Genomic DNA, 22,085 nt, shown 5'->3' with positions numbered 1-22,085 from the left:
ACCCGCCTGAATTGCCCCTCCGCACTTGTGCAAAGGGGCGCTCGAACACCCTTGTGCACTGCAGCGTCATGCTGTGAATCTCGAACTCTGACTTGGAATATTCAACATGCTTAACACCGTTATCGTCGGTGCCAGTGGCTACGCGGGAGCCGAACTGGCCGCACTGGTACAGAACCATCCACAACTCAAGCTGTTCGGCCTCTACGTCTCCGCCGGCAGTCAGGATGCCCACAAGCGCTTCTCTTCCCTGCATCCCCAGTGGGTCGGCGCCCTCGATCAGCCGCTGTTGCCGCTGGACGACGACGGCATGACCCGGATCCTGACCCAGGCCGATCTGGTGCTGCTGGCCACCGCCCACGAGGTGAGCGCCGAGCTGGCACCCAAGTTTCTCGCCAAGGGGCTGCCGGTGTTCGATCTCTCCGGCGCCTTCCGGGTCAAGGATCAGGGCTTTTACGACAGCTTCTACGGCTTCACCCACGACAGCGAGCAGTGGCTGGATCAGGCCGTCTATGGCCTGGCGGAGTGGAACGCCGATGCCATCGCCAGCGCCCAGCTGATTGCCGTGCCCGGTTGCTACCCGACCGCATCGCTGTGCGCCCTCAAGCCGCTGCAGCAGGATGGCCTGATTGCCAAGGGGTGGCAGCCCATCATCAACGCCGTCTCCGGGGTCTCCGGCGCCGGGCGCAAGGCCGCCATCAACACCAGCTTCTGCGAAGTGAGCCTCAATCCCTACGGCACCTTCAATCACAGACACCAGCCGGAGATCAGCCATCACCTCGGCAAGGAGGTGCTGTTCCAGCCCCACCTTGGCAACTATGTGCGCGGCATTCTGGCCACCATCTATGTGCAGCTGGCGGACGGCGTCACCCCCACTCAGGTGGATCAGGCCTTCCTCAAGGCTTATGAAGGCAAGCCGCTGGTGCGCCTCACCGGCCAGATGCCATCCATTCGCGGCGTCGTGGGCACCCCTTACTGCGACATTGCCTGGCAACAGCAGGGCAACATGCTGGTGGTGGTCTCTGCCATCGACAACCTGCTCAAGGGCGCCGCCTCGCAAGCCATTCAGTGCATAAATATCAAATTTGGATTTGAACCGGCCACCGGCCTGATTTAAGGACTTAGGAAGGATCTCGGACATGGACAAACAGACGTTGGTAATCAAGCTGGGCGGCGCCCTTATCGAGAACGACGAGGCGCTGACCGCCCTGTTCGCCACCCTCAAAACCTTTCTCGACGATCAGCACCGTCCGCTGGTGCTGGTGCACGGCGGTGGCTGTCTGGTGGATGACCTGCTCAAGGGGCTGGGTCTCACCTCTACCAAGAAGAACGGCCTGCGGGTAACCCCCTTCGAGCAGATCCCCTTTATTGCCGGGGCGCTGGCAGGGACCGCCAACAAGCAGATGATGGCCAAGGCGATCGCCACCGGTATTCCGGCTGTGGGGCTCTGTCTGGCGGATGGCGGCCTCTGTCAGGTGACCCAGCTCGACCCGGATCTCGGCGCGGTCGGCGAGTGCAAGCCGGGCAACCCGGCACTGGTGGCGGGGATCCTCGGTCAGGGCTTCCTGCCGGTGGTGAGCTCCATCGGCATCACCGCCGATGGCCAGCTGATGAACGTCAACGCGGATCAGGCGGCCACCGCCATTGCCGAGGCGCTCGGTGCCGATCTGGTGATGCTCTCCGATGTGAGCGGCATCCTGGATGGCAAGGGCAAGCTGGTGCCCCAGATCGACAAGCTGACCGCACTGGATCTGATGGAGAAAGGGGTGATCCGCGATGGTATGGCGGTCAAGGTAGAAGCGGCCCTGCACGCCGCCGAGACCCTCGGCAAGCCGGTCTGTGTCGCCAGCTGGCGCTACCCGGATCAGCTGCTCAAGCTGCTGGCTGGCGGCGCGGTCGGCACCCAGGTAACTATTTGATCTCCACCGGAACAAGGAACATCCGATGCAACATCTTCTGAAAGACAGTGATCTGAATAAAGCCCAGATCGAGGCGCTGATTGCGCTGGGCAAAGCAGTGAAGGCCGACCCGAAGAAGTACAGCCAGGCGCTGGCCGGCAAGAGCGTGGTCACCCTGTTCGAGAAACCCTCCCTGCGCACCCGGGTCACCTTCGACATCGGCATCGCCAAACTGGGCGGCCACAGCGTCTATCTGGATCAGCAGAACGGCGCACTGGGCAAGCGGGAGTCAGTGAAGGATTTCGCTGCCAACCTGTCGCGCTGGTGTGATGCCATTGTCGCCCGGGTGTTCGATCACCAGACTCTGGTCGAGCTGGCAGAGCACGGCACAGTGCCGGTGGTGAACAGCCTGTGCAACCTCTACCACCCCTGTCAGGGGCTGGCCGACTTTATGACCATTGCCGAGCACTACGACGACCTGTCGAAGGTGAAACTTGCCTACCTCGGTGATGGCAACAACGTCAGCCACTCTCTGCTGCTGCTGGGGGCGACCCTCGGCACCGACGTCACCCTCATCTGCCCGAAAGGTCACGGCCCGGATACCCAGATCTTCCTGCAGGCGCAGGCACTGGCGGCCAAGTCGGGGGCGACCATCCACATCAGCGATGACGTGGCGGATATCGAAGGGTTCGACGTGGCCTACACCGACACCTGGGTCTCCATGGGTGACAACACCCCGATGGAGCAGGTCAAAGACCTCTTTATGCCTTACCAGATCAACCAGGCCCTGCTCGACCGCACCGGCATCCAGCATGTGCTGCACTGCCAACCGGCGCACCGGGAGCTGGAGATCACCTCGCAGGTGATGAATGGCCCCGCCTCCCTCATCATGGACGAGGCCGAAAACCGGATGCATATCCAGAACGCCGTGTTGCTGACCCTGTTTGGGCATAAATAGTCAGGGCAACAAGTAACGCGGCACTCAACCTGAATCACGACCCTTTTATTGAATCATCATCGAATCATCACGGAGAGAAGTAACATGAGCGGAATCAACAAGATCGTACTGGCTTACTCGGGTGGACTGGATACCTCGGCCATCATTCCCTGGCTCAAAGAGCACTATGACGCCGAAATCATCGCCTTTGTGGCCGACGTCGGTCAGGAGCGCGACGATCTGGAAGGGATCGAGCAGAAGGCGATCGCCTCCGGCGCCACCAAGTGCATCATCAAGGATCTGCGGGAAGAGTTCGTCAAAGAGTACGTCTACCCGACCCTGAAGACCGGCGCCGTCTATGAAGGCACCTATCTGCTGGGCACCTCCATGGCCCGTCCGGTGATCGCCAAAGCGATGGTCGAGGCCGCACTGGCGGAAGGGGCCGATGCCATCTCCCACGGTTGCACCGGCAAGGGTAACGATCAGGTGCGTTTCGAAGGTGCGGTCGCCGCGCTGGCGCCCCAACTGAAAGTCATCGCCCCGTGGCGGATCTGGGACATGCGCTCCCGGGAAGATCTGCTCTCCTATCTGGAGACCCGCAACATTCCCTGCAAGGCGACCCTGAAGAAGATCTACAGCCGCGACGCCAACGCCTGGCACATCTCCACCGAGGGTGGCGAGCTGGAGAGCACCTGGAACGAGCCCTCCGAAGCGGTCTGGCAGTGGACCGTACCGGCCGAACAGGCACCGGATCAGCCGGAGTACGTCAAGCTGACCGTGGCGCAGGGTGAAGTGGTGGCCGTTGACGATCAGCCGCTCAGCCCGCACCAGATCCTGATGACCCTGAACGAGCGGGCCGGCAAGCACGGCGTGGGCCGCATCGACATCACCGAAAACCGGATGGTGGGCATGAAGTCCCGTGGCTGCTACGAAACCCCGGGCGGTACCGTGATGGTCGCCGCGCTGCGCGCCGTGGAAGAGCTGGTACTGGATCGCCCGACCCGCGCCTGGCGGGAGAAGCTGGGTGCCGAGTTCTCCCATCTGGTCTATGACGGCCGCTGGTTCACCCCGCTGTGCAAGGCGATCCTCGCCTCTGCCAACGCCATCGCCGAAGATCTCGACGGTGAAGTGGTGCTGAAGATGTACAAGGGTCAGGTCACCGCGGTGCAGAAGAAGTCGCCGAACAGCCTCTACTCCGAAGACTTCGCTACCTTCGGCGCCGACGAAGTGTATGACCAGAGCCATGCCGAAGGCTTTATCCGTCTCTACACCCTGGCCAGCCGGATCCGCGCCATGAAGGAGCAGCATCAGGCTATCGGTGGCGATCACACCCACGGCTAATCAAGCGCGATAACCCGTTGATTCCGTTGAGGGGGCATGGCCCCCTCTTCTACAGGCAGAGGGCATAGCCCCTGACCCATCATCAGCGGGTGTGACAAGAGCGGCAGCGCCCCGGCCGCTTCTGTGAAATAACAGACTCGCAGAAAAACTGGGCACGATTTCAAGCTCGGTGGCCAGGGCGCCGCCGACAACGCATTCAAGGAGAGCAGTATGGCACTTTGGGGTGGACGCTTCAGTCAGGGAGCCGATAGCAGGTTCAAGCAGTTCAACGATTCGCTGCGGTTCGATTACCGCTTGGCGGAGCAGGATATTCAGGGCTCCATGGCCTGGGCCAAAGCGCTGGTCAAGGTGGGCGTATTGACCGCCGATGAGCAGGGCAAGTTGCAGCAGGCGATGGAGGTGCTGCTCGCTTCGGTGCAGCAGGATCCCCAGCAGATCCTGAGCTCGGACGCCGAAGATATCCACTCCTGGGTCGAGAGTCAGCTCATCGCCGCCGTCGGCGATCTCGGCAAGAAGCTGCACACCGGTCGCTCGCGCAACGATCAGGTCGCCACCGATTTGAAACTCTGGTGCAAGGCGCAGGGCGAGCTGCTGCTCGGCTCCATCACCGCCCTGCAGCAGGGGCTGGTCGCCTCTGCCCGCGCCAATCAGGCTGCGGTGCTGCCCGGTTACACCCACCTGCAGCGGGCCCAGCCGGTCACCTATGCCCACTGGGCGCTGGCCTATGTGGAGATGCTGGAGCGGGATTACTCCCGCCTGCAGGATGCGCTGAAACGCCTCGACACCAGCCCGCTCGGCTGCGGCGCGCTGGCGGGCACTGCCTACGCCATCGACCGCGAAGCCTTGGCGCTCGACATGGGCTTTACCGGCGCCACCCGCAACAGTCTGGATTCGGTCTCCGATCGGGATCACGTGGTGGAGCTGATGCACGTGGCGTCCCTCTCCATGACCCACCTGTCGCGCTTTGCCGAAGACCTTATCTTCTACAACACCGGCGAGGCGGGCTTTGTCGAGCTCTCCGACGCGGTTACCTCCGGCTCATCGCTGATGCCGCAGAAGAAGAACCCCGATGCGCTGGAGCTTATTCGTGGCAAGACCGGCCGGGTGGTCGGCGCCCAGATGGGCATGCTGATGAGCCTCAAGGCGCTGCCGCTGGCCTACAACAAGGACATGCAGGAAGACAAAGAGGGGCTGTTCGATGCCCTCGACACCTGGCACGACTGCCTCGACATGGCGGCGCTGGTGCTGATCGATCTGAAGGTCAATGGCGAGCGCACCATGGCGGCGGCGCAGGGCGGTTACGCCAACGCTACCGAGCTGGCGGACTATCTGGTAGCCAAGGGGATTCCGTTCCGTGAAGCGCACCATATCGTCGGCGAAACCGTGGTCTTTGCCATCAGCATGGGCAAACCGCTGGAAGAGCTCTCCATCGGCGAGTTCCAGCGCTTCAGCCCGGTGATCGAGTTCGACGTCTACCCCAATCTGGAACTGGAAGCGACCCTCGCCAAACGGGTCGCCAAAGGCGGTGTTGCCCGCGAGCAGGTAGAGGCAGCCCTGACCGCAGCCGAAACCTGGCTGGCAAAACGGACGGGTTAAACCAACCTGCTTGTCATTCGAACTAGAAAGCAAAACGGCAACCTCGGTTGCCGTTTTTTATCGCTCACCGCAGTTCAGGCGCTGGCATTGAGCAGCTTGCCCACCCCCTCCCCCTTGCCATTCGGCAGGGTCTGTTTAAAGGCTCCGAGCAGCTGATCGAGATTGAGATGGCTGGCACCAAGGGAATCCTTGAGGGTATCGAGCTCACTTTGCAGGGCATCGAGGCGGGTGCTCTGGGTGCCGCTCGCCAGCTGGCTGCGGGCGCTATCGATGGCGACAGGGAGGGATTGGCCGCCATTCTCCAGTCCCAAAGTCTGCATCAGCTCACCCATAAAGTGGTTGATGGCAGCGCGGTTCTGCTCGCTATTGGCATCCTTGATGCCTAGCCGCTGAAACAGGCTCTGGACGGTCGGAGGCAGGCGCTCCTCCTGCACGGTTTGTTGCACAGGCTCAGGTTTGCTACTGCTGCCAAGCAGCTGACTGCCCAGCTTGAGGGCGATTGAGGCAAGAGGAAGCAGGCTGCTGATCATGATAACTCTCCGCGACAACGACCCTGAATGGTATTGCCAAGAGATTTGCATAAGCGGGGCCAGCACGGCGATAAAACGCACCGCTCCGGCTAATCCCTTGAATGGCAGATCTATTTGTTCAAGCAGCACTCAGGAGATGGCCGAGCGCAAAGGGGAGTCAGGCGGCCAGTGGCTGCCGCCGCGGGCGGTAGTGGCAATGTGGTGGCAAAGCGTTTTGCCGCCCACCCGAGCCGCGCCCCCTTCCTTTCACACCCTGCTCGCCAACTATTTGAGCCACTTGCGCAGCCGCCCGTTGGCGTTGAGATAGGGGGAGGCGCTATTGAACTGGATCATCCGCCCCAACGTCCACTTCTCATACCAGAGGCAGCCATACAGCTGCTGGTCGCTGCGCGCCTCCACCAGTTCGATGATGCGCCCTTTGGCTGCCGCCAACCGCTGCAACAATGCCTGATAGCTGAGCCCTTCGTAATCCCGATAGAAGGTTTTAGCCAGCCTGCCCAGCTCGTTCCACTTAAAACCGGTCTCGGGAAAATCAACCGGAAGACCCGCCTCATCCCGCTCGATCCACTTGATCAGTAGTTCGTTCCAGCCAATAAGGTAGGCAACCAGATTGGCGACACTCATGGTGGTGCCCTTGCAGTGCCCCTCCAGCGTCAGCTCCCGCACCCGACTTTCGGGGATGGCCTGCAACGCCTTGCACAGCTTGCCAAAATTGGTATCGATAGCGAGCAGCAGCTCGGCCTTGTTTTGCGGGATCCCCATTTATCTCCCCCTTTCAGGTTTGCTTGCGGCGCAGCCGATGCGATTGCCGCAGCCGATGCAGCGCGCTAGGCTAGCCCTCTTCCATCCTGTGCAACTCATCCAGTGCAGGCCAACCATCACGGCAAGATCGGCAATGAATCAACTAATCTGCTATATCAGGGCCATTCATCGACAGGCGAGCCCCGTCACCCTCACCCGCCAAGAGAGTGAACACTATAGCGAGCATGATGAGAGCGGCACTGTGATCCAGCACCAGATAACCACCAGCTGGTTTGCCAATGGGGTCGTCATCCGCCAGCAAACCGAGCAGGACGAAGCGCCATCGCAGCAGCTTTGCGCCGAGTGCTGGATCAGCTATCGGGTCATCGCCAGTCCCATCCCCATCACTCCAGCCAGCAAGCTGTTTCACAACCACTGTCAGGAGCGATTCTGGTTGAAGGTGCAGGGCATCACGCCACAAGGGTGATTGGTATGCCCGTGAACAGAACCGGCAGGGAGAAATGCAAAGAGGCTCCGAAGAGCCTCTTTTTGTATCCGTATCTGAACCCGACTCAGCCCAGCAGCATATAGAGCTGGTGCGCCGCCACCCCGGCGCACAGGCCGCCGATGGTGTGGGCGACGATGGCGCGGGAGGTGAGGTGACGATAGCCGAGGGCATCGAGCATGGCAGTATGGGTGCTCAGGAAGCCGCTCCAGCACATCCCCATGGCGGTAAACACCGCGACCTCGTTACCGGTGATCCACCCCTTGGCAATAAAGGGGGGCACCAGCGACATGGCGGCACCGACCGCACCGAGGGAGGTAGCCGGGAAGGCGACCAGCTCCGGCTGCTGGAAACCGAATAGCAGGTCAAACAGCCAGCTCACCTTGGCGGCCAGCACTGGCAGCAGGGCTACCCCCTGAAACGCTTCGCCGGTATAGCCCTTGTCGCCGGGGCCGAAGGTGAGCAGCATCACGAAGGTACTGATGATCAGCACCCCGGGGATCACCGCCATCCCCAGCTCCACGCCAGATTTGCCGCCATCGAGCAGAGAGTTGAGGATCCTCAGCCAGCCGGGAGCCGCCTCTTTGGTCACCCCTACCTTGCGGCCGTCGGACGATACAGCGTCATCGTTCAGCACTTCCCCCACCAGTGGGCGGATCATCCGCTGCATCAGTCGGGTAGAGACCACCGAGCCGACCAGAGCGCCGAGCAGCCCGATCAGCGCCGCGCTGGCGGTGGATTCACCGCTCGGCAGTTGCAGGGTGGCCATAAAGGTCACCACGATCAGCCCCATGCCGAAGGCGGTGCCGAAGTTGGTGAGAGACACCAGCTGCCAAGGGGTGAAGTCTTTGCGAAAGCGGCTGTCCTTGGCGAGGCTGATCACAGCCGGGTTGTCGGAGAAGAAGGTCATCAGCGCCGCCAGGGCGGTGCGACCGGGCAGACGAAACACCGGCTTCATCAGGGGCGCCAGCAGCACCTCCAGCAGACGGATCACCCCGAACTCGCTCAAGAGTTGGCTGAGGGCGCCGGAGAGCACCGTGATCCCCATGATAAAGAGCACGGTATTGAGCAGCAGCTGGTGGGCGGTATTGAACAGGGTGTTGACCATGGCAGAGAGGCCCATCTGGCTGCCGAGGTAACCGAACAGGCTGCCAAGAATAAGCAGTACCAGCACGGGTTCCATCCAGTTCCTAATGGCGGCAAGTCGCCCCTTTGACTCTATAACTACATGATTTTCCATATCTATCCTGCGGTTCATCTGTGCGTGTGTGGTTGTTTTTATGGTTAAAAAATGGCTGCGCCAAATAGAAAAAAGCCCTTGTCTTGCGACAAGGGCTTTTTGAATTGGCTCCTCCTACTGGACTTGAACCAGTGACATACGGATTAACAGTCCGCCGTTCTACCGACTGAACTAAGGAGGAATTGTAATTGGTGCCCAGAGACGGAATCGAACCGCCGACACGGGGATTTTCAATCCCCTGCTCTACCGACTGAGCTATCTGGGCGTGGGCGCTATTAAACGGATTTTAAGGCGGATGGTCAACGGGAAATTTCACTTTTTGTCTCGTTCGTCTCTTTTTTGCGCAACATCGTCCATTTCTGCCACTTCTTCGGCACAGGCCGCGCCTTTTCGCCCCCAGACTCTGGGTTCCTCCCCCTTGAGCAGGCGGGAGATGTTCTCGTGATGGCGGATCAGGATAAGGCAGGAGAGCAGGGAGACTGGCAGGGTATATTCGGGTTTGAGCAGGTAGGTAAAGAGCGGCGTCAGCAGCACGGTAATGATGGAGGCCAGCGAGGAGTAGCCGCTCACCAGCAGCACCAGCAGCCAGGTGCCAATCACGGCGCCCCCCATGGTAAAGCCGATGGGCATCATGGTGCCCAGCGCCGTCGCCACCCCTTTGCCACCACGAAAATGAAAGAAGATGGGGTACATATGGCCGAGACAGGCGGCGGCCCCGATAAAGCCGAGGTAGACGGGTTTGATCTGCAGATACCAGGCGAGATAGACAGGCACAGTGCCCTTGAGCACATCGAGCAGCAGCACCACCAGCGCTGCCATCCGGCCACCGAGGCGCAGCACATTGGTTGCCCCTGGATTGTGGGAGCCATGATCCCGCGGGTCGGGCAGACCGGTGCAGCGGGAGACCAGCACAGCACTGGATAGTGAACCACCCAGGTAGGCCAGAATAATCATCAAAATCGTCAGGGCCGTCATCTTGGTCGTTTTTACCACGATATGAATGGGGTATGATGCGGGCCACATACGCTGGCATGGGCCCATGCCCACCCAGAGCGCCTCGGCAAGCCTGTTGCCCGGCCAGCATCCCTGCGCTGTCATCACAGCCCATCAAGAGTAAAGAAGAAGTACAGTCATGGACAAGGTGTTTATTCGCGGACTCGAAGTTTTGACCACCATAGGTGTATATGAGTGGGAGAAGGGCATTCGCCAAAAGCTCCGTTTTGACCTCGAGATGGGGTTCGACAACCGCCCCGCGGCAGCAACCGACGACATCAATCTGGCACTGGATTATGCCGACCTCTCCAACAAGATTTGCGAGCATGTCACCGGCAAGGTGGTCGAGCTGGTCGAGACCATGGCCGAGCAGGTCGCCATGCTGGTGCTCGCCGACGAGCGGGTACAGTGGGTCAAGGTGACGCTCACCAAGCCGGGCGCCGTGCCCAATGCCGCCGGGGTCGGCGTCGAGATCCTGCGCCATCGCACCCCTGCCGCGAGCAGCAACTGATGACCACCATCTATATCAGCCTCGGCTCCAACATCGAGCGGGATCGCCATATCCGCGCCGGGCTCGATGCCCTGCACGCCGAATTTGGCGAGCTGCGGGTCTCCCGGGTATTCGAAAGCGAAGCGGTCGGCTTCAACGGCCGCCCCTTCTACAACATGGTAGCAGCTGCCGAGACCGATCTGCCGCTGGCCACCGTCTGCCAGCGACTGCGGGCCATGGAGTTCGCCCACGGCCGCGAGCCGGATGCCAAGAAGTTCGCCCCGCGCACCCTGGATCTCGACCTGCTGCTCTATGGCGATCTGGTCTGTGACACCCCGCTGGTGCTGCCGCGCGGTGAAGTGCTCACCAACGCCTTCGTGCTGTGGCCGCTGGCCGAGCTTGCCCCCAAACTGCGCCACCCGGTCGATGGCCGCACCATGGGCGAGCTGTGGCAAGCCTATGACAAGGCTTCCCAGCAGCTGTGCCCCATTCCCTTTCACTGGGAAGCGTGCGAATTGCAGCATCACTGATCCGCAAGGGCGCCTCACGGCGCCCTTGTTGTTTCCACGGACAGGGTTGCTTATCACGGATAAGAAAGTGTCATTGGGCCTGACCCTGCGAGGCTGGCAGGATAGCGCCCACTACAGGAGAACCCCATGCCACTCGATACCATTCACCATTTCAACTGCCAGTTGCTGGCCGAACTGCCCCACCAGCGCTATGAGCATGAACCCATTCTCGACTACGCCACCGATGAAAAGGTCAAGGCCCGCCTCGGCTGGCAGGCGGAGTTCAGCAAGACCCTGTTTCTCAAGTTCAAGGATGGCCGCTTCGCTCTGCTGCTGACCCACAGGGACGGGCGACTCGACAACAAGGCGGTCAAGGCCGCGCTCGGTGCCAAGCCCTCCATCTGCACTGCCGAAGAGATGCAGGCGGAGATTGGCTGCCTGCCGGGGGCGGTCTGCCCCTTCCTGCCCCGCGCCGATATTCCGCTACTGGTGGATCCGCAACTGCTCAACCACACCGCCTTCACCTGGACTCCGGGCCACCCGGAGCAGACCTTTTTGCTGGCGACCGAGCATCTGGCCGAAGTGTTGGTGCAGCTCCCCTGCGAGGTCAGCTATCTGCCCGCCCCGACGGCGTAGCCCCATCGCGCGCCAGCTGGGCGAAGATCAGCGCCGCCAGCATGGAGAGCAGCCCGACACAAAGGTAGGTAAGGTGGAACCCGGCCAGCCACTGACCCTCGGCCACTAAGGTGCCCGCTGAGGGGCCCGCCGAGAAGAGCCCGAGCAGGCTGGCGGCAATCGCCACCCCCAAACTCATGGAGAGCTGCATCACCACCGAGAGCAGACCGTTGCCACTGCTGGCCAGGGTCGGGCTGAGATCTTGCAGCGTGAGAGTGTTCATGGCGGAGAACTGCAGCGAGTTGATGGCGCCGAAGATCGCCAGCCAGCCCAGCAAGACCCCGTAGGGGAGCTGGTTGTCGATAAAGTAGAAGCTGGCGATCATCGCCCCCAGCAACAGGGTGTTGCCGATCAGAATGCGGCGATAGCCCACCTTCGGAATAAGCTTGTTAACCAGCGTCTTGGTCAGCATGGCACCAATCACGGTGGGGATCATGGTCATCCCCGCCTTGCTTGGCGAGAAACCGAGCCCCAGTTGCAGAAACAGCGGAGTGAGGAAGGGCATGGCGCCGCTGCCGAGGCGGGCAAACAGGTTGCCCCAGATGCCGATGGCAAAGGTGGCGGTCTTGAACAGGTTCAGGCTAAAGAGCGGCTGCGGTGCATTGGCGGCATAGAGCCAGTAGCTCGCCATCGCCGCCAAGCCGAAGATCAGTGCAAACAGCGCCCAACCGGTGGAGATGCTGTGCTCCCCCAGACCCTGCAAGCCGACCGACACCAGCACCATGCCGAGGCTGAACAGCACGAAGCCCTGCCAGTCGAACCGGGCGGTCTGCTGCCGCAGCTCCGGCATAAAGTGCCAGCTGGCGATAAAGCCGAGCAATCCCACCGGCAGGTTGATGAGAAATACCCAGTGCCAGCTCGCCACTTCCACCAGCCAGCCACCGAGTGCCGGCCCCATCAGCGGGCCGAGCAACCCCGGGATGGTGACAAACGACATCACCCGCAGCAGCTCGTGCTTGTCATAGACCCGCAACACCGCCAACCGCCCCACCGGCATCAGCAGCGCACCGCCAATCCCCTGAAGCACCCGGGCGGCCACCAGCATGGAGAGCGAATTGGAGGCGGCGCAGGCGAGCGAGCCGAGGGTAAAGAGCGAGATGGCAGCCAGATAGATGCGGCGGGTGCCGAATCTGTCAGCCAGCCAGCCGGAGGCCGGGATCAGCAACGCCACCGTCAACATGTAGGCAATGATCACCGACTGCATCTGCAGCGGGCTCTCTCCCAAGGTCTCGGCCATGCTGGGCAGGGCGGTGTTGAGAATGGTGCCATCCAGCGCCTGCATAAAGAAACCGACCGCCGCCAACAGGGGCAGCCACTTGCGCTGGGCATCTGTCACTGTGTGGCTCATTGCCACCTCCATTATTTTTGCGGGGGAGCGGCGGCGGTCAGGAAGAGATCGACACAACTCAGGGTCCAGGCATCCTGCTCGGCAGCGCTCTGGGTCAACGGCAGACCCAGCTCACGGAGCATGCGCTCCTTGCCCTGCCACATCAGCAACAGCTGCAAGGCGGCCTGTTCGCTGTCTTGATGGCACAGCAGGCCTTGCTGCTTCTGCTGCTCCAGCCAGTTGGACAGCATCTCGGTCACGTAGAGCGGGCCCGCCTCGAAAAAAAGGGTGGCCAGCTGGGCATCGTTGCAGCTGATGCAGGTGCGAAAGATATTGATGGCATCATCGCTCAGGATCAACTTGCGAAAGCTGCGACCAAAGGCAATCAGGCTCTCCCGCACATTGTTGCCACGCAGCAACACCTCCGGCATCAGCTCGCTGCTGACGCACTTGCTGCCCACCGCTTCGGCAAACAGCGACTCCTTGTTGGCAAAATGGCTGTAGACCGTCTGCTTGGAGACGCCCGCTTCACTGGCCACCATGTCCATGCTGACCAGATGCAGACCGTGCTGACAGAAGAGCCGCCCGGCAGCATCGAGGATCGCAGCCCGCTTCTGCTGACTACGGGGTGAAATGTTCATTTTTCCTCCACAATCAAACTGGACAGTCTAGTTTCGAAAAACTAGACTCACCGGTGTGATTTGATGTTATGTCAACCAGAGGATGATGTCATGACACTTTGCTTAATCCTGCTGGCGCTGTTACTGAGTGGCTGCAGCCCGGTCACAGAGTCAGAAGAAACACCCGCCCTGACCCGGGTGATCGCCCAGCCGCTGCAAGCCAGCGATCACTACCCGGTGCTGCACCGCTTCAATGGCAGGGTGATCGCCCCCGAGCACAGCCAGGTAGGCTTCGAGCTGGCAGGGCGGATCGCCACCCTGCACAAGGGACGCGGAGAGCCGGTCGCGGCTGGCGAACAGCTCGCCACACTGGATACCCGGCTGCTGGCAGTGGAAGCCAAAGAGCTGGCCGCCCGGGCTGCCCAGAACGAGGCCGAGCTGACCCTTGCCCGGCAGACGCTCGACCGGCTCACCGCCTTGCGCCAGCAGCAGTTCAGCTCCCGTCAAGCGCTGGATGAACAGCAAGGCAAAGTCCGCATGCTGGAGGCAAGCGCCAACCAGCTGGCCGCCGCCCTCGAAGCCAACCGGGTCAAACAGGAGAAATCACAGCTGCGCGCCCCCTTCAACGGAATTGTGGTCAGCCGCGAGCAGGCATTGTGGGCCGTGGTGGCCGCAGGTCAGCCTCTCTTCTCCCTGACCCGCAGCGGCCAGTGGGAGGCCGATATCGGCGTGCCGGTGAAACAGGCCGAGTCCCTGATCGTCGGCCAACGCTATCCTCTGCAAAGCGGGGCGCAATCACTGGAGGGGCGCCTGCTTAATCTGGGGGTACAAGTGGACGGGCAGACCCACACCCGCACCGCCCGCTTCCAGCTGACCCGGGGCGGCGAACAGCTGGCAGAGGGGCAACTGATCACCCTGTTGCATCAGACCCGCGAGCCCACCCGCGCCTACGAGGTGCCGCTCACCGCACTGACCCAGGGATTGCGCGGCAGCTGGACCCTCTATCTGCTCAACGACGAAACGCCACCCCGGGTGGTCAGTCGGGACGTCACCCTGCTGCAGCAAGATGGCGAACGGGCCTGGATCAGTGGTGCCCTGAACGGACAGGAACAGCTGGTGACCGATGGCCTGCATAAACTGGTACCGGGCCAGCAGGTCACCCTGACAACCAGCGTGGATCATCAGGCAGGCCATCTGGAGCCACAGTCATGATCCGCCCGTTTATCGAGAATGGCCGCCTGCTGCTATTGACGGTCGCGCTGCTGCTGACGGCCGCCCTTGCGGCATTGCAGACCCTGCCCAGAACCGAAGATCCCCAGCTCACCAGCCGCTTTGCCAGCGTGGTTACCCACTTCCCCGGGGCCAGCGCCGAGCGGGTGGAAGCGCTGGTGAGCGAGCCTATCGAGAACCGGCTGCGGGCCCAGAGCGAGATCAAGCTGATCGAGTCGAGCTCTCGCCCCGGTCTCTCCATCATCAATCTGGAGCTCAAGGATGAGGTCAGCGATGTCGAGCCCGTCTGGTCCAGAGTCCGTGACCGGCTGGCAGATCTTGCCGCCGGACTGCCAGCCGGCGCCAGTGCCCCCAAGCTGGATGATGAGAAAGGCTATCCCTTCACCCGGCTGGTCAATGTGGTCTGGCGCGGGCCGGGCCAGCCGCAGCTGGATCGCCTCGCCCGCTACAGCGCCGAGCTGGAACGCCGGGCTCGCCAGCTGCCGGGTACCGAATACGTCGAGCGGGTCGGGGCACCGCAGGAGGAGATCGAGGTGCGGTTCGATCCCCTCGCCCTCAGTGCCAGCGGCATGAGTGGCGAACAGCTTGCCCAGGCGCTGAGCGGTGCCGATGCCAAAGTGGCCGCCGGGGAGTTGCAGGGCAGCCACAATCGCTTTCAGGTGGAGATCCGCGGCGCCCTCGATACCCTGGAGCGGATCCGCCAGATCCCGCTGCGTACCGGCGAGCAGGGCCAGACCCTGCGCCTTGGCGATCTGGCCGAGGTAAGACGTACCCTGCACCAGCCGGAGAGTCAGCTGGCCTTTGCCAATGGTGAACGGGCCGTGGTGGTCGGCCTGCGCATGGCACAGGATCACCGCATCGACCTCTGGTCGGCACGGGTCGATACCATGCTGGCCAAGCTGCAACAGGACTTGCCGGATAATATCGGCCTCGTCACCAGCTTCGATCAGCAGCGTTATACCGATCAGCGGCTCGACACCCTGCTCATCAACATTGTGCAGGGCTTCCTCATCATAGTGGCGGTGCTGCTGGTGACCTTGGGAGTCAAGGCCGCCATTATCGTGGCCCTGTCGCTGCCGCTTACCGTGGCGTTCTCATTCGCCTGCATGAACATGATCAATTTGCCCATTCACCAGATGTCGGTCACCGGTCTGGTGGTGGCGCTCGGGATCATGGTGGACAACGCCATCGTCATGGCGGATCGGGTGCAGTATCAGCGCCGCCACGGCATGGCCATGAGTGCCGCCGCACTGGAAGCCATCGGCCACCTCTGGCTGCCACTGCTGGGCTCCACCCTCACCACCATGCTCGCCTTTATGCCGATCATTCTGATGCCGGGCCCGGCGGGCGAGTTTGTCGGCGGCATCGCCTGGGCGGTGATCTGCTCGCTGCTGGGATCCTACCTCATCGCCCACACCCTGGTGGCTGGCCTCGCAGCCCGCTGGATTGGCAGTGACCAGGGGGGACGCTGGTATCAGGATGGCTTGCACATGCCCCGGGTGAGCGCCCGTTTCCAGCAGAGCATCGCCATGGCGCTGGCTCACCCCTTGCGAACCCTGCTGTTGGTCAGTCTGCTGCCCCTGCTCGGTTTCTGGGTGGCGGGCCGCCTCACCGAACAGTTCTTTCCCCCTGCCGACCGGGACATGATCCACATCGAGGCCAGCCTCTCCCCACAGGCGAGCCTGGCGCGCACCCGCGAACTGGCACTGGGGATCTCCACCGAGCTGGCCAGTCTCCCCGAGCTGGTTCGTCAGGATTGGGTGGTGGGTGACAACGCCCCCAGCTTCTACTACAACCTGGTGCCCAGAAAACAGGGGCGGGCCGATTACGCCCAGGGGATGATCACCCTGCAGGATGCCGATGCTGCCGAGCGGCTCATTCCACAACTGCAGCAGCGGCTCGATGCAACATTTCCCGAAGCGCAGATCCTGGTGCGCAAGCTGGAACAGGGGCCGCCTTTCAATGCCCCGGTCGAGCTGCGGCTGTTTGGCCCCGACCTTGAACAACTACACCGTCTGGGAGAGGAGCTGCGCAGTCTGCTCGCCAATACCCCGGCCGTGGTGCAGACCCGCGCCACCTTGCAGGCCGGAGCCCCCAAACTCTGGTTGCAGGTCGATGAGGAGGCCGCCCGACTGGCAGGCATGAGCCTGACCGATGTTGCCTCCCGGCTGGCTGGCGCACTGGATGGCAGGTTGGGCGGCACTGTGCTGGAAGGCACCGAGTCAATCCCGGTTCGGGTGCGGCTGGCAGAGCCCTTGCGTCAGGATCCGGATGCGCTGCTCAATGTGCCGCTGTCGCTCACCGGCACCGGCCAGCAAGGGGCTGCCAATCTCACCTTGCGGGCACTGGCCACTCCCGAACTGCTGCCAAGCTGGGGGGAGATCAGCCGTCGGGATGGTGAGCGGGTCAATGTGCTGGAGGCCTATCTGGCGGTCGGCGTACTGCCGCAAACCGTGCTGGAGCAGGTCAAAGAGAGGCTGGCCACCAAGGCGCTGGCGTTGCCGCCGGGCTATCGACTGGAGTTTGGCGGGGAAGCCGCCAAGCGGGATGAATCGGTGGGCAATCTGATGGCCCATGTCAGCCTGGTCGCCGTGCTGCTGGTGGCCGTGCTGGTGCTCAGCTTCAACTCGTTCCGGCTGGCAGGCATCGTCACCCTGGTGGCGATCCAGTCGGCTGGGCTCGGCCTGCTGTGGGTCTGGCTGCTGGGGTACCCCTTCGGGTTTACGGTGATCATCGCCCTGCTGGGACTGATGGGGCTGGCCATCAACGCCGCCATCGTCATTCTGGCCGAGCTGAGGGCAGACCCGCTGGCACAACAGGGCAATCTGCCGCAGATCCGTGACCTGGTGGCCGGTTGCAGCCGCCACATCGTCTCGACCACCATCACCACGGTGGGCGGCTTCATCCCGCTATTGCTGGGGGGCGGCGGCTTCTGGCCCCCCTTTGCCATCGCCATCGCCGGTGGCACAGCGCTGGCGACCCTGCTCTCGTTCTACTTTGTGCCGGTGGCGTTTGTGCTGTTCAACCGTCGCCGTCCTGACCCGATGCAGGAGAGCTGCAACGCGCAAGATCAGTTGTCGGGCTGACCCAGCATGGCTTTGAGCCGCTCTTCCAGGGTGGGCTCGGGAGCCTTGAGGGTCGCCATAAAGAGCTGCTCAATACCGGCCTTGTCCTGACTCTTGACGATAAACACCAGTCGGGACTGGGCCTTGCCCTCCGGCCAGTCGCCCAGCGCCTGCAGCGGATAGAGCTGGCCGTGGACGCCGTGGATCACCACCGGCTGGCTCTCCCCCTCCAGCTGCAAGATCCCCTTGAGGCGCAGCAGGGCATCGCCATATTGGGCCTGCACCGCATCGATGGCAGCCAGCAGGCGAGAGGGCTTGAGCGGCTCACCGATACGCAGAGAGAAACTCTCGATGTTGCCGTGCTCGAAGTGGGTGGGCGCAGCTGTGCCCACCTTGGCGGCGAACGGTTGCATCTTCGGCTGCATCGGTGACGCCAGCCCCTGCTTGGGGGATTCGGTGCGCAGCCAGGCCAGCAACTGGCGCACATCGCGCCCCGCCGCTTCGTTGTAGGCGCCGAGCTTCTCCAGCACCCTGGGCGACAGTTCACCATTGGTCACCTGTTGGATCGGGGCCGCCGGATTGAGTGCCACCAGTTGGGCCTCGACGCGCGCCATCTGCTCGCCGTCCACCAGATCCCCCTTGCTCACCACCAGCAGATCCGCCAGCGCCACCTGCTTCACCGCCTCATACTGGGCTGCCAGCTGCTGCTCGATATGACCGGCATCTACCACGGTGACAGTGCCATCGAAGCGGTAGCGCTGGGCGATAAAGCCCTCTTCCCTCAACGTGAACAGCACGGGGGCCGGATCGGCGAGGCCAGTGGTCTCGATAATCAGCCGCTTGAACGGTTTGATCTTGCGCTGGATGGCTTTCATAAACAGCCCCTGCAGCGCCTCCACCAGAGAGCCCTGCACCGAGCAGCAGATGCAGCCGGAGTCGAGCAGCATTACCTGCTCATCCACCTGCTGCACCAGATGGTGATCCAGCCCCACCGAGCCGAACTCGTTGATCAGCACTGCGCACTCACCGAGCTCCGGCTGCTTGACCCAGTGGTTGAGCAGCGTTGTCTTGCCGCTGCCGAGAAAGCCGGTCAGCAGGGTCACTGGGATACGGGTATCTTGCATATCGGTCATGTCAGATCCTTACCGGTTGGCAAACAGGTCGCTGAGCCAGCGGTTTTCAAAGCGGCCGTGGGGGTCAAGCTCGGCTTTCAACGCCACGAAGTCGTTCCAGCGCGGCAGCAGGGCCGGGAAGTCATACAGATCCATCGCCAGATGCTTGCCGAAGTGGGGAATGCCGCCAAGCGGCGCCAGCAGTTGCTGCAGCTCGCGCATCTGCTCCATCGAGCCATTGACGAAGGTGCCGTCCGCCGCCAGATAGACCAGAAAACCGATCCAGCAGACCGGCTGGCCGTAGGCGGCACTTAGCCAGGCCTCGGAGGGGCCGGTGCAGCGCAGGATAAATGGGTAGTGCAGCACGCCTGGGTTGGCCTGCTGCCAGGCTTGCAGGGTCTCCAGTGCCTCGTTCATGCGATGAAGCGGCACCGCCACCTCGCAGTTGATCTGGGGGGCCGGGATCCCCTTGCAGAGGATCTGGTAGACGTTGCCCACCAGATCGGAGGCATCCTTGAAGCGGCGCACCGTCTCGAAGTGCTCGCCAGCCAGCGCCTCATCCTTGGTGTCTTTCGCCATCTTCTGCAAAGTGGCATCAATGGTGGCATTCATGCGGGCGTCGATATCGCCATCCAGCAGCAAAGGCTCGCTGCCGCCAGCGCGGTAGCGGGCCACCTCCTCATCAGAGGCGGGATCCACCAGCCAGATGTGGCTCTCGCCGGTCCAGGCAAACCACCAGCTCTTCACAAAGCCGTGCTCGCGGTTGAGCCGTTCGTTGTGCTCCAGCAGGAAGGGGTAATCGGTGGTGAACTTGGTGCAGCGCATAATGCGATTTGGCACGGTGCGCAGGGTGACGTCGAGCAGGATGCCGAGCATCCCCATCCCCATCACGAAGGCGCCGAAGCGCGGGTCGGTGCGATCCACCCGGATGATGTCGCCATTGGCCAGCATCACCGTCATCGCCTCCATCGCATCGCAGAGGGCAGACTGGTGCAGCCCCTGACCGTGGGTGCCGGTGCTGAGGGCGCCGCCCAAGGTCTGGATGCCGATAACGCCCGGGGATGCAGGCAACATCCGCTCTATGGCGATGAGCTCGGCATAAACGGTGTCGAGGGGCGTCCCCGCCTGATAGGTCACGGTATCGGCAGTTTTCGCCAACTGGCCGCGCAGGTGGTGCAAGTCCACCAGCAGCGCCTGACTGCCCTCGGCATAGACGCTGTGAATGGGTTCGAAAGAGAGGCCGGAGCCGATAAGGCGCAACTTACGCTCGGGGTGCTCCCTCAGCAGCGCTTGCAGCTCATCGCGGGTTTTCGGGCGCCACACCTGATCCAGCGCCCCGAGGGGATTGGTTCTCGACCAGTTGAACAGCACCTCCCGATTACCGATCGCCTTGATGCTGTGAAATGCCTGGAACTGAACCGTCATACCGCGCCTCATCTTTTACTGACGTCAAAATGAGCGCTGATTCTACCGAAAAGCGAGCGGCAAGGCATGAAAAACAAGCCCCTGCAGTCGAGGGGGGATAGGGAGAGAGCACTTCCCTACCGAGCCAGACGGGAGCGTGTCCGCCCGTCTGTCACCGTTAGATCAGGTGGCGTTCGGGATGCCTCGCACCCCATCTGGCTGCCGGGTTTGTGCCTCTTCCGGCAGCAGCTCCTCACAGAACTGGCGCAGCGGCATGGGGCGGGCAAACAGGTATCCCTGCAGATAGTCGACCCCTTTGGCCCTGAGGTAATCAGCCTGACGCTCGCTCTCCACCCCTTCCGCCACCAGCGCCAGACCGAGCCGGGTCGCCAGATCGATCACGTTGTCCACGATATGTTCCGAGAGCGACTCGGTACCGATGCGGGCGATAAAGGATTTGTCGATCTTGAGGTAATCCACATGAAACTGCTGCAGGTAAGCCAGGCTGGAGTGGCCGGTGCCAAAGTCGTCGATGGCGAGTTTGACCCCCATCTCGTCCAGCTGGCGGAACAGGGAGAGGGTCTGGGGATCTGACATCAACAACTCCCGCTCGGTCAGCTCCAGCACCAGAACCACCTTGCCGGGGACGAAGTGGCCGAGGAAGGCGCGACACTCGGCCAGCAGGGCAAAATCGTGGCAATGGGCGGCGCTGATGTTGAAGCTGATATGAAACCCATCGGGCAACTGCTCCTGAGAGCGGTTCAACCGTGTCGCCACCTGCTTCATGATATGGGTGGTCATGGGGACGATCAGTCCCGACTCCTCCGCTTGCGGAATAAAGAGATCGGGTCGGATCACCCCTTCATTGACATGCTCCCAGCGCATCAGCACTTCGGCGCCCATCATCTTGCCGTCGTGGCTGGCAATCAGCGGCTGCAGATAGGGAACAAACTCCCTGGCCCGCAGGGCGCGTCGCAATTCATCTGTTGGCGAGCCGGGACGCCCCAGCACCCACCACACCAGCCAGGCCAGCAAAAGAGAGGATACCGCCAGCCACGACAGCGCCACGTGCCGCGCGGCCCACAGCGACTTCCAGTAGACCGGCATGGCATAACCGGCATGGATGGTGAAAGGATAATGGGATGATGTGAGGGCCTGGCTGATCCCGCGATGGAGGGTGGGCGCCTCGCTCAGATAGCGGCCAGACTCATTGAGCCAGGCCGACCCCACCTGCAGATAGAGCGCACTGGATTTTCCGCTCATGGAGAGCATGAAGCTGAGCTGGGTACTGTCGATGGCGCTCAAGGCGGCATCCTTGCCCTGTTCGGTGCGCACCACCAGCAGCGGGTGATTTTGCCGCACCCGGTTGCCACTCATCAGCAACAGCTTGCGGCCGGTGTAGATGGAGCCGTCATCGGCATCATTGGCCTCACCAAACAGCGAGGTGCAATTGATGATGCCGTTTCGTACCAGATTGACCGAACGCAGGAAAGGCTCGATGGCGACCTTCTTGCGCAGCACCAGCAGGTTGTCGCGACAGGGAGCATTCACCAGAGGCAGCACGGAGCGATTGGCCTGCTCCGCATGATCCAGCATCGACTCCATCAGGGTTCTGGCCTTGTGGGCAGAGGCACTGGATTCCGCTTTCAGCTCCTGCACATAATTGCTGTGGATGAGCCAAGCTCCCACCAGCAGCGGCAGGGTAAAGACCAGCAAGGCACCGCCGAAGCGTAACCCGGTTCGGGAGAGATCGATCCTGAACAGAAACATAAAGAACCACGCCGCAATTCGTCAGGCCTGCCAACGCAAGCACCCAGTGAACAGATATCCACTTTCCCTCGATAACGATGCCTCATCATTACCGCACATAACCGA

General features: G+C 62.1%; 20 protein-coding genes and 2 tRNA genes. 11 read left to right on the top strand and 11 right to left on the bottom strand.

The window, feature by feature from the left end; translation table 11 throughout:
* The first annotated feature begins 106 nt into the window (after positions 1-106).
* The 5 genes from argC to argH all read left to right on the top strand — a co-directional run bounded on the left by argC (position 107) and on the right by argH (position 5,769).
* Positions 107-1,114, top strand: coding sequence for an N-acetyl-gamma-glutamyl-phosphate reductase (argC, locus tag AACS18_RS12375; RefSeq protein WP_047437854.1), 1,008 nt, complete (start codon positions 107-109; stop codon positions 1,112-1,114).
* 22 nt (positions 1,115-1,136) lie between these two features.
* The gene (gene argB, locus AACS18_RS12370) at positions 1,137-1,916 is read left to right on the top strand and encodes an acetylglutamate kinase (protein ID WP_108612422.1); all 780 of its coding nucleotides are present in this window, start codon (positions 1,137-1,139) and stop codon (positions 1,914-1,916) included.
* Positions 1,917-1,941: 25 nt separating this feature from the next.
* Positions 1,942-2,853: an ornithine carbamoyltransferase gene (locus AACS18_RS12365; RefSeq protein WP_108588217.1), complete on the top strand. Its 912-nt coding sequence runs from the start codon at positions 1,942-1,944 to the stop codon at positions 2,851-2,853.
* Positions 2,854-2,937: 84 nt separating this feature from the next.
* On the top strand, positions 2,938-4,173 hold the full coding sequence (locus AACS18_RS12360) for an argininosuccinate synthase (protein WP_033115910.1): 1,236 nt from the start codon (positions 2,938-2,940) through the stop codon (positions 4,171-4,173).
* A gap of 210 nt (positions 4,174-4,383) precedes the next feature.
* Positions 4,384-5,769, top strand: coding sequence for an argininosuccinate lyase (gene argH / locus AACS18_RS12355; RefSeq protein ID WP_108542657.1), 1,386 nt, complete (start codon positions 4,384-4,386; stop codon positions 5,767-5,769).
* A 74-nt stretch (positions 5,770-5,843) separates the two neighbouring features.
* Here argH and AACS18_RS12350 read toward each other — a convergent pair whose 3' ends face one another.
* Both AACS18_RS12350 and AACS18_RS12345 read right to left on the bottom strand, forming a co-directional pair.
* Positions 5,844-6,299, bottom strand: a complete 456-nt coding sequence (locus tag AACS18_RS12350) for a hypothetical protein (protein WP_108612421.1) — start codon at positions 6,297-6,299, stop codon at positions 5,844-5,846.
* 264 nt (positions 6,300-6,563) lie between these two features.
* Complete coding sequence (locus tag AACS18_RS12345) at positions 6,564-7,061, bottom strand: ClbS/DfsB family four-helix bundle protein (RefSeq protein WP_108612420.1); 498 nt, start codon at positions 7,059-7,061, stop codon at positions 6,564-6,566.
* 133 nt (positions 7,062-7,194) lie between these two features.
* Here AACS18_RS12345 and AACS18_RS12340 point away from each other — a divergent pair, with 133 nt between their 5' ends.
* Positions 7,195-7,527, top strand: a complete 333-nt coding sequence (locus tag AACS18_RS12340) for a hypothetical protein (protein ID WP_108612419.1) — start codon at positions 7,195-7,197, stop codon at positions 7,525-7,527.
* A gap of 85 nt (positions 7,528-7,612) precedes the next feature.
* On the opposite strand, the gene AACS18_RS12335 is transcribed toward AACS18_RS12340, so the two are convergent.
* The 4 genes from AACS18_RS12335 to plsY form a co-directional block, all read right to left on the bottom strand.
* Positions 7,613-8,785, bottom strand: coding sequence for a CD0519/CD1768 family membrane protein (locus tag AACS18_RS12335; RefSeq protein WP_108612418.1), 1,173 nt, complete (start codon positions 8,783-8,785; stop codon positions 7,613-7,615).
* A 105-nt stretch (positions 8,786-8,890) separates the two neighbouring features.
* A tRNA-Asn gene (locus AACS18_RS12330) sits at positions 8,891-8,966 on the bottom strand.
* A gap of 8 nt (positions 8,967-8,974) precedes the next feature.
* A tRNA-Phe gene (locus AACS18_RS12325) sits at positions 8,975-9,050 on the bottom strand.
* A gap of 47 nt (positions 9,051-9,097) precedes the next feature.
* Positions 9,098-9,760 (bottom strand): glycerol-3-phosphate 1-O-acyltransferase PlsY, encoded by a 663-nt coding sequence (gene plsY, locus AACS18_RS12320; protein WP_146184760.1) that lies wholly within the window; start codon positions 9,758-9,760, stop codon positions 9,098-9,100.
* Positions 9,761-9,917: 157 nt separating this feature from the next.
* On the opposite strand from plsY, the gene folB reads away from it, so the two are divergent.
* The 3 genes from folB (at position 9,918) to AACS18_RS12305 (ending at position 11,413) form a co-directional block, all read left to right on the top strand.
* Positions 9,918-10,289 (top strand): dihydroneopterin aldolase, encoded by a 372-nt coding sequence (gene folB / locus AACS18_RS12315; RefSeq protein ID WP_005356584.1) that lies wholly within the window; start codon positions 9,918-9,920, stop codon positions 10,287-10,289.
* A complete protein-coding gene (folK, locus tag AACS18_RS12310) occupies positions 10,289-10,798 on the top strand; it encodes a 2-amino-4-hydroxy-6-hydroxymethyldihydropteridine diphosphokinase (protein ID WP_108612417.1) in 510 nt (169 codons plus the stop codon). Before folB ends, folK begins: the two co-directional genes overlap by 1 nt.
* A gap of 126 nt (positions 10,799-10,924) precedes the next feature.
* On the top strand, positions 10,925-11,413 hold the full coding sequence (locus AACS18_RS12305) for a YbaK/EbsC family protein (RefSeq protein ID WP_042012438.1): 489 nt from the start codon (positions 10,925-10,927) through the stop codon (positions 11,411-11,413).
* Here the strand turns inward: AACS18_RS12305 and mdtD are convergent.
* Together mdtD and AACS18_RS12295 are read right to left on the bottom strand one after the other, a co-directional pair.
* Positions 11,385-12,800, bottom strand: coding sequence for a multidrug transporter subunit MdtD (gene mdtD, locus AACS18_RS12300; protein WP_108612416.1), 1,416 nt, complete (start codon positions 12,798-12,800; stop codon positions 11,385-11,387). The genes AACS18_RS12305 and mdtD overlap by 29 nt on opposite strands.
* Before the next feature lie 11 nt (positions 12,801-12,811).
* Positions 12,812-13,420, bottom strand: a complete 609-nt coding sequence (locus tag AACS18_RS12295; protein ID WP_005355070.1) for a TetR/AcrR family transcriptional regulator — start codon at positions 13,418-13,420, stop codon at positions 12,812-12,814.
* Positions 13,421-13,510: 90 nt separating this feature from the next.
* Between AACS18_RS12295 and AACS18_RS12290 the strand changes: the two genes are divergently transcribed.
* Positions 13,511-14,611, top strand: coding sequence for an efflux RND transporter periplasmic adaptor subunit (locus AACS18_RS12290; protein WP_108612415.1), 1,101 nt, complete (start codon positions 13,511-13,513; stop codon positions 14,609-14,611).
* A complete protein-coding gene (locus AACS18_RS12285; RefSeq protein WP_108612414.1) occupies positions 14,608-17,715 on the top strand; it encodes an efflux RND transporter permease subunit in 3,108 nt (1,035 codons plus the stop codon). Before AACS18_RS12290 ends, AACS18_RS12285 begins: the two co-directional genes overlap by 4 nt.
* Here the strand turns inward: AACS18_RS12285 and AACS18_RS12280 are convergent.
* The 3 genes from AACS18_RS12280 to AACS18_RS12270 form a co-directional block, all read right to left on the bottom strand.
* Positions 17,700-18,827, bottom strand: coding sequence for a CobW family GTP-binding protein (locus tag AACS18_RS12280; protein ID WP_181363274.1), 1,128 nt, complete (start codon positions 18,825-18,827; stop codon positions 17,700-17,702). The genes AACS18_RS12285 and AACS18_RS12280 overlap by 16 nt on opposite strands.
* Positions 18,828-18,836: 9 nt before the next feature.
* Complete coding sequence (locus tag AACS18_RS12275; protein ID WP_108612413.1) at positions 18,837-20,231, bottom strand: D-arabinono-1,4-lactone oxidase; 1,395 nt, start codon at positions 20,229-20,231, stop codon at positions 18,837-18,839.
* A 162-nt stretch (positions 20,232-20,393) separates the two neighbouring features.
* On the bottom strand, positions 20,394-21,980 hold the full coding sequence (locus tag AACS18_RS12270) for an EAL domain-containing protein (protein ID WP_088868335.1): 1,587 nt from the start codon (positions 21,978-21,980) through the stop codon (positions 20,394-20,396).
* Positions 21,981-22,085: the final 105 nt, after the last annotated feature.

Origin of the sequence: Aeromonas sp. HMWF015 (assembly GCF_963878965.1) — a bacterium.
Classification (GTDB): domain Bacteria; phylum Pseudomonadota; class Gammaproteobacteria; order Enterobacterales; family Aeromonadaceae; genus Aeromonas; species Aeromonas veronii.
The sequence above is the reverse complement of the archived record's forward strand: the minus strand, read 5'-3'. Positions and strand labels throughout refer to the sequence as shown.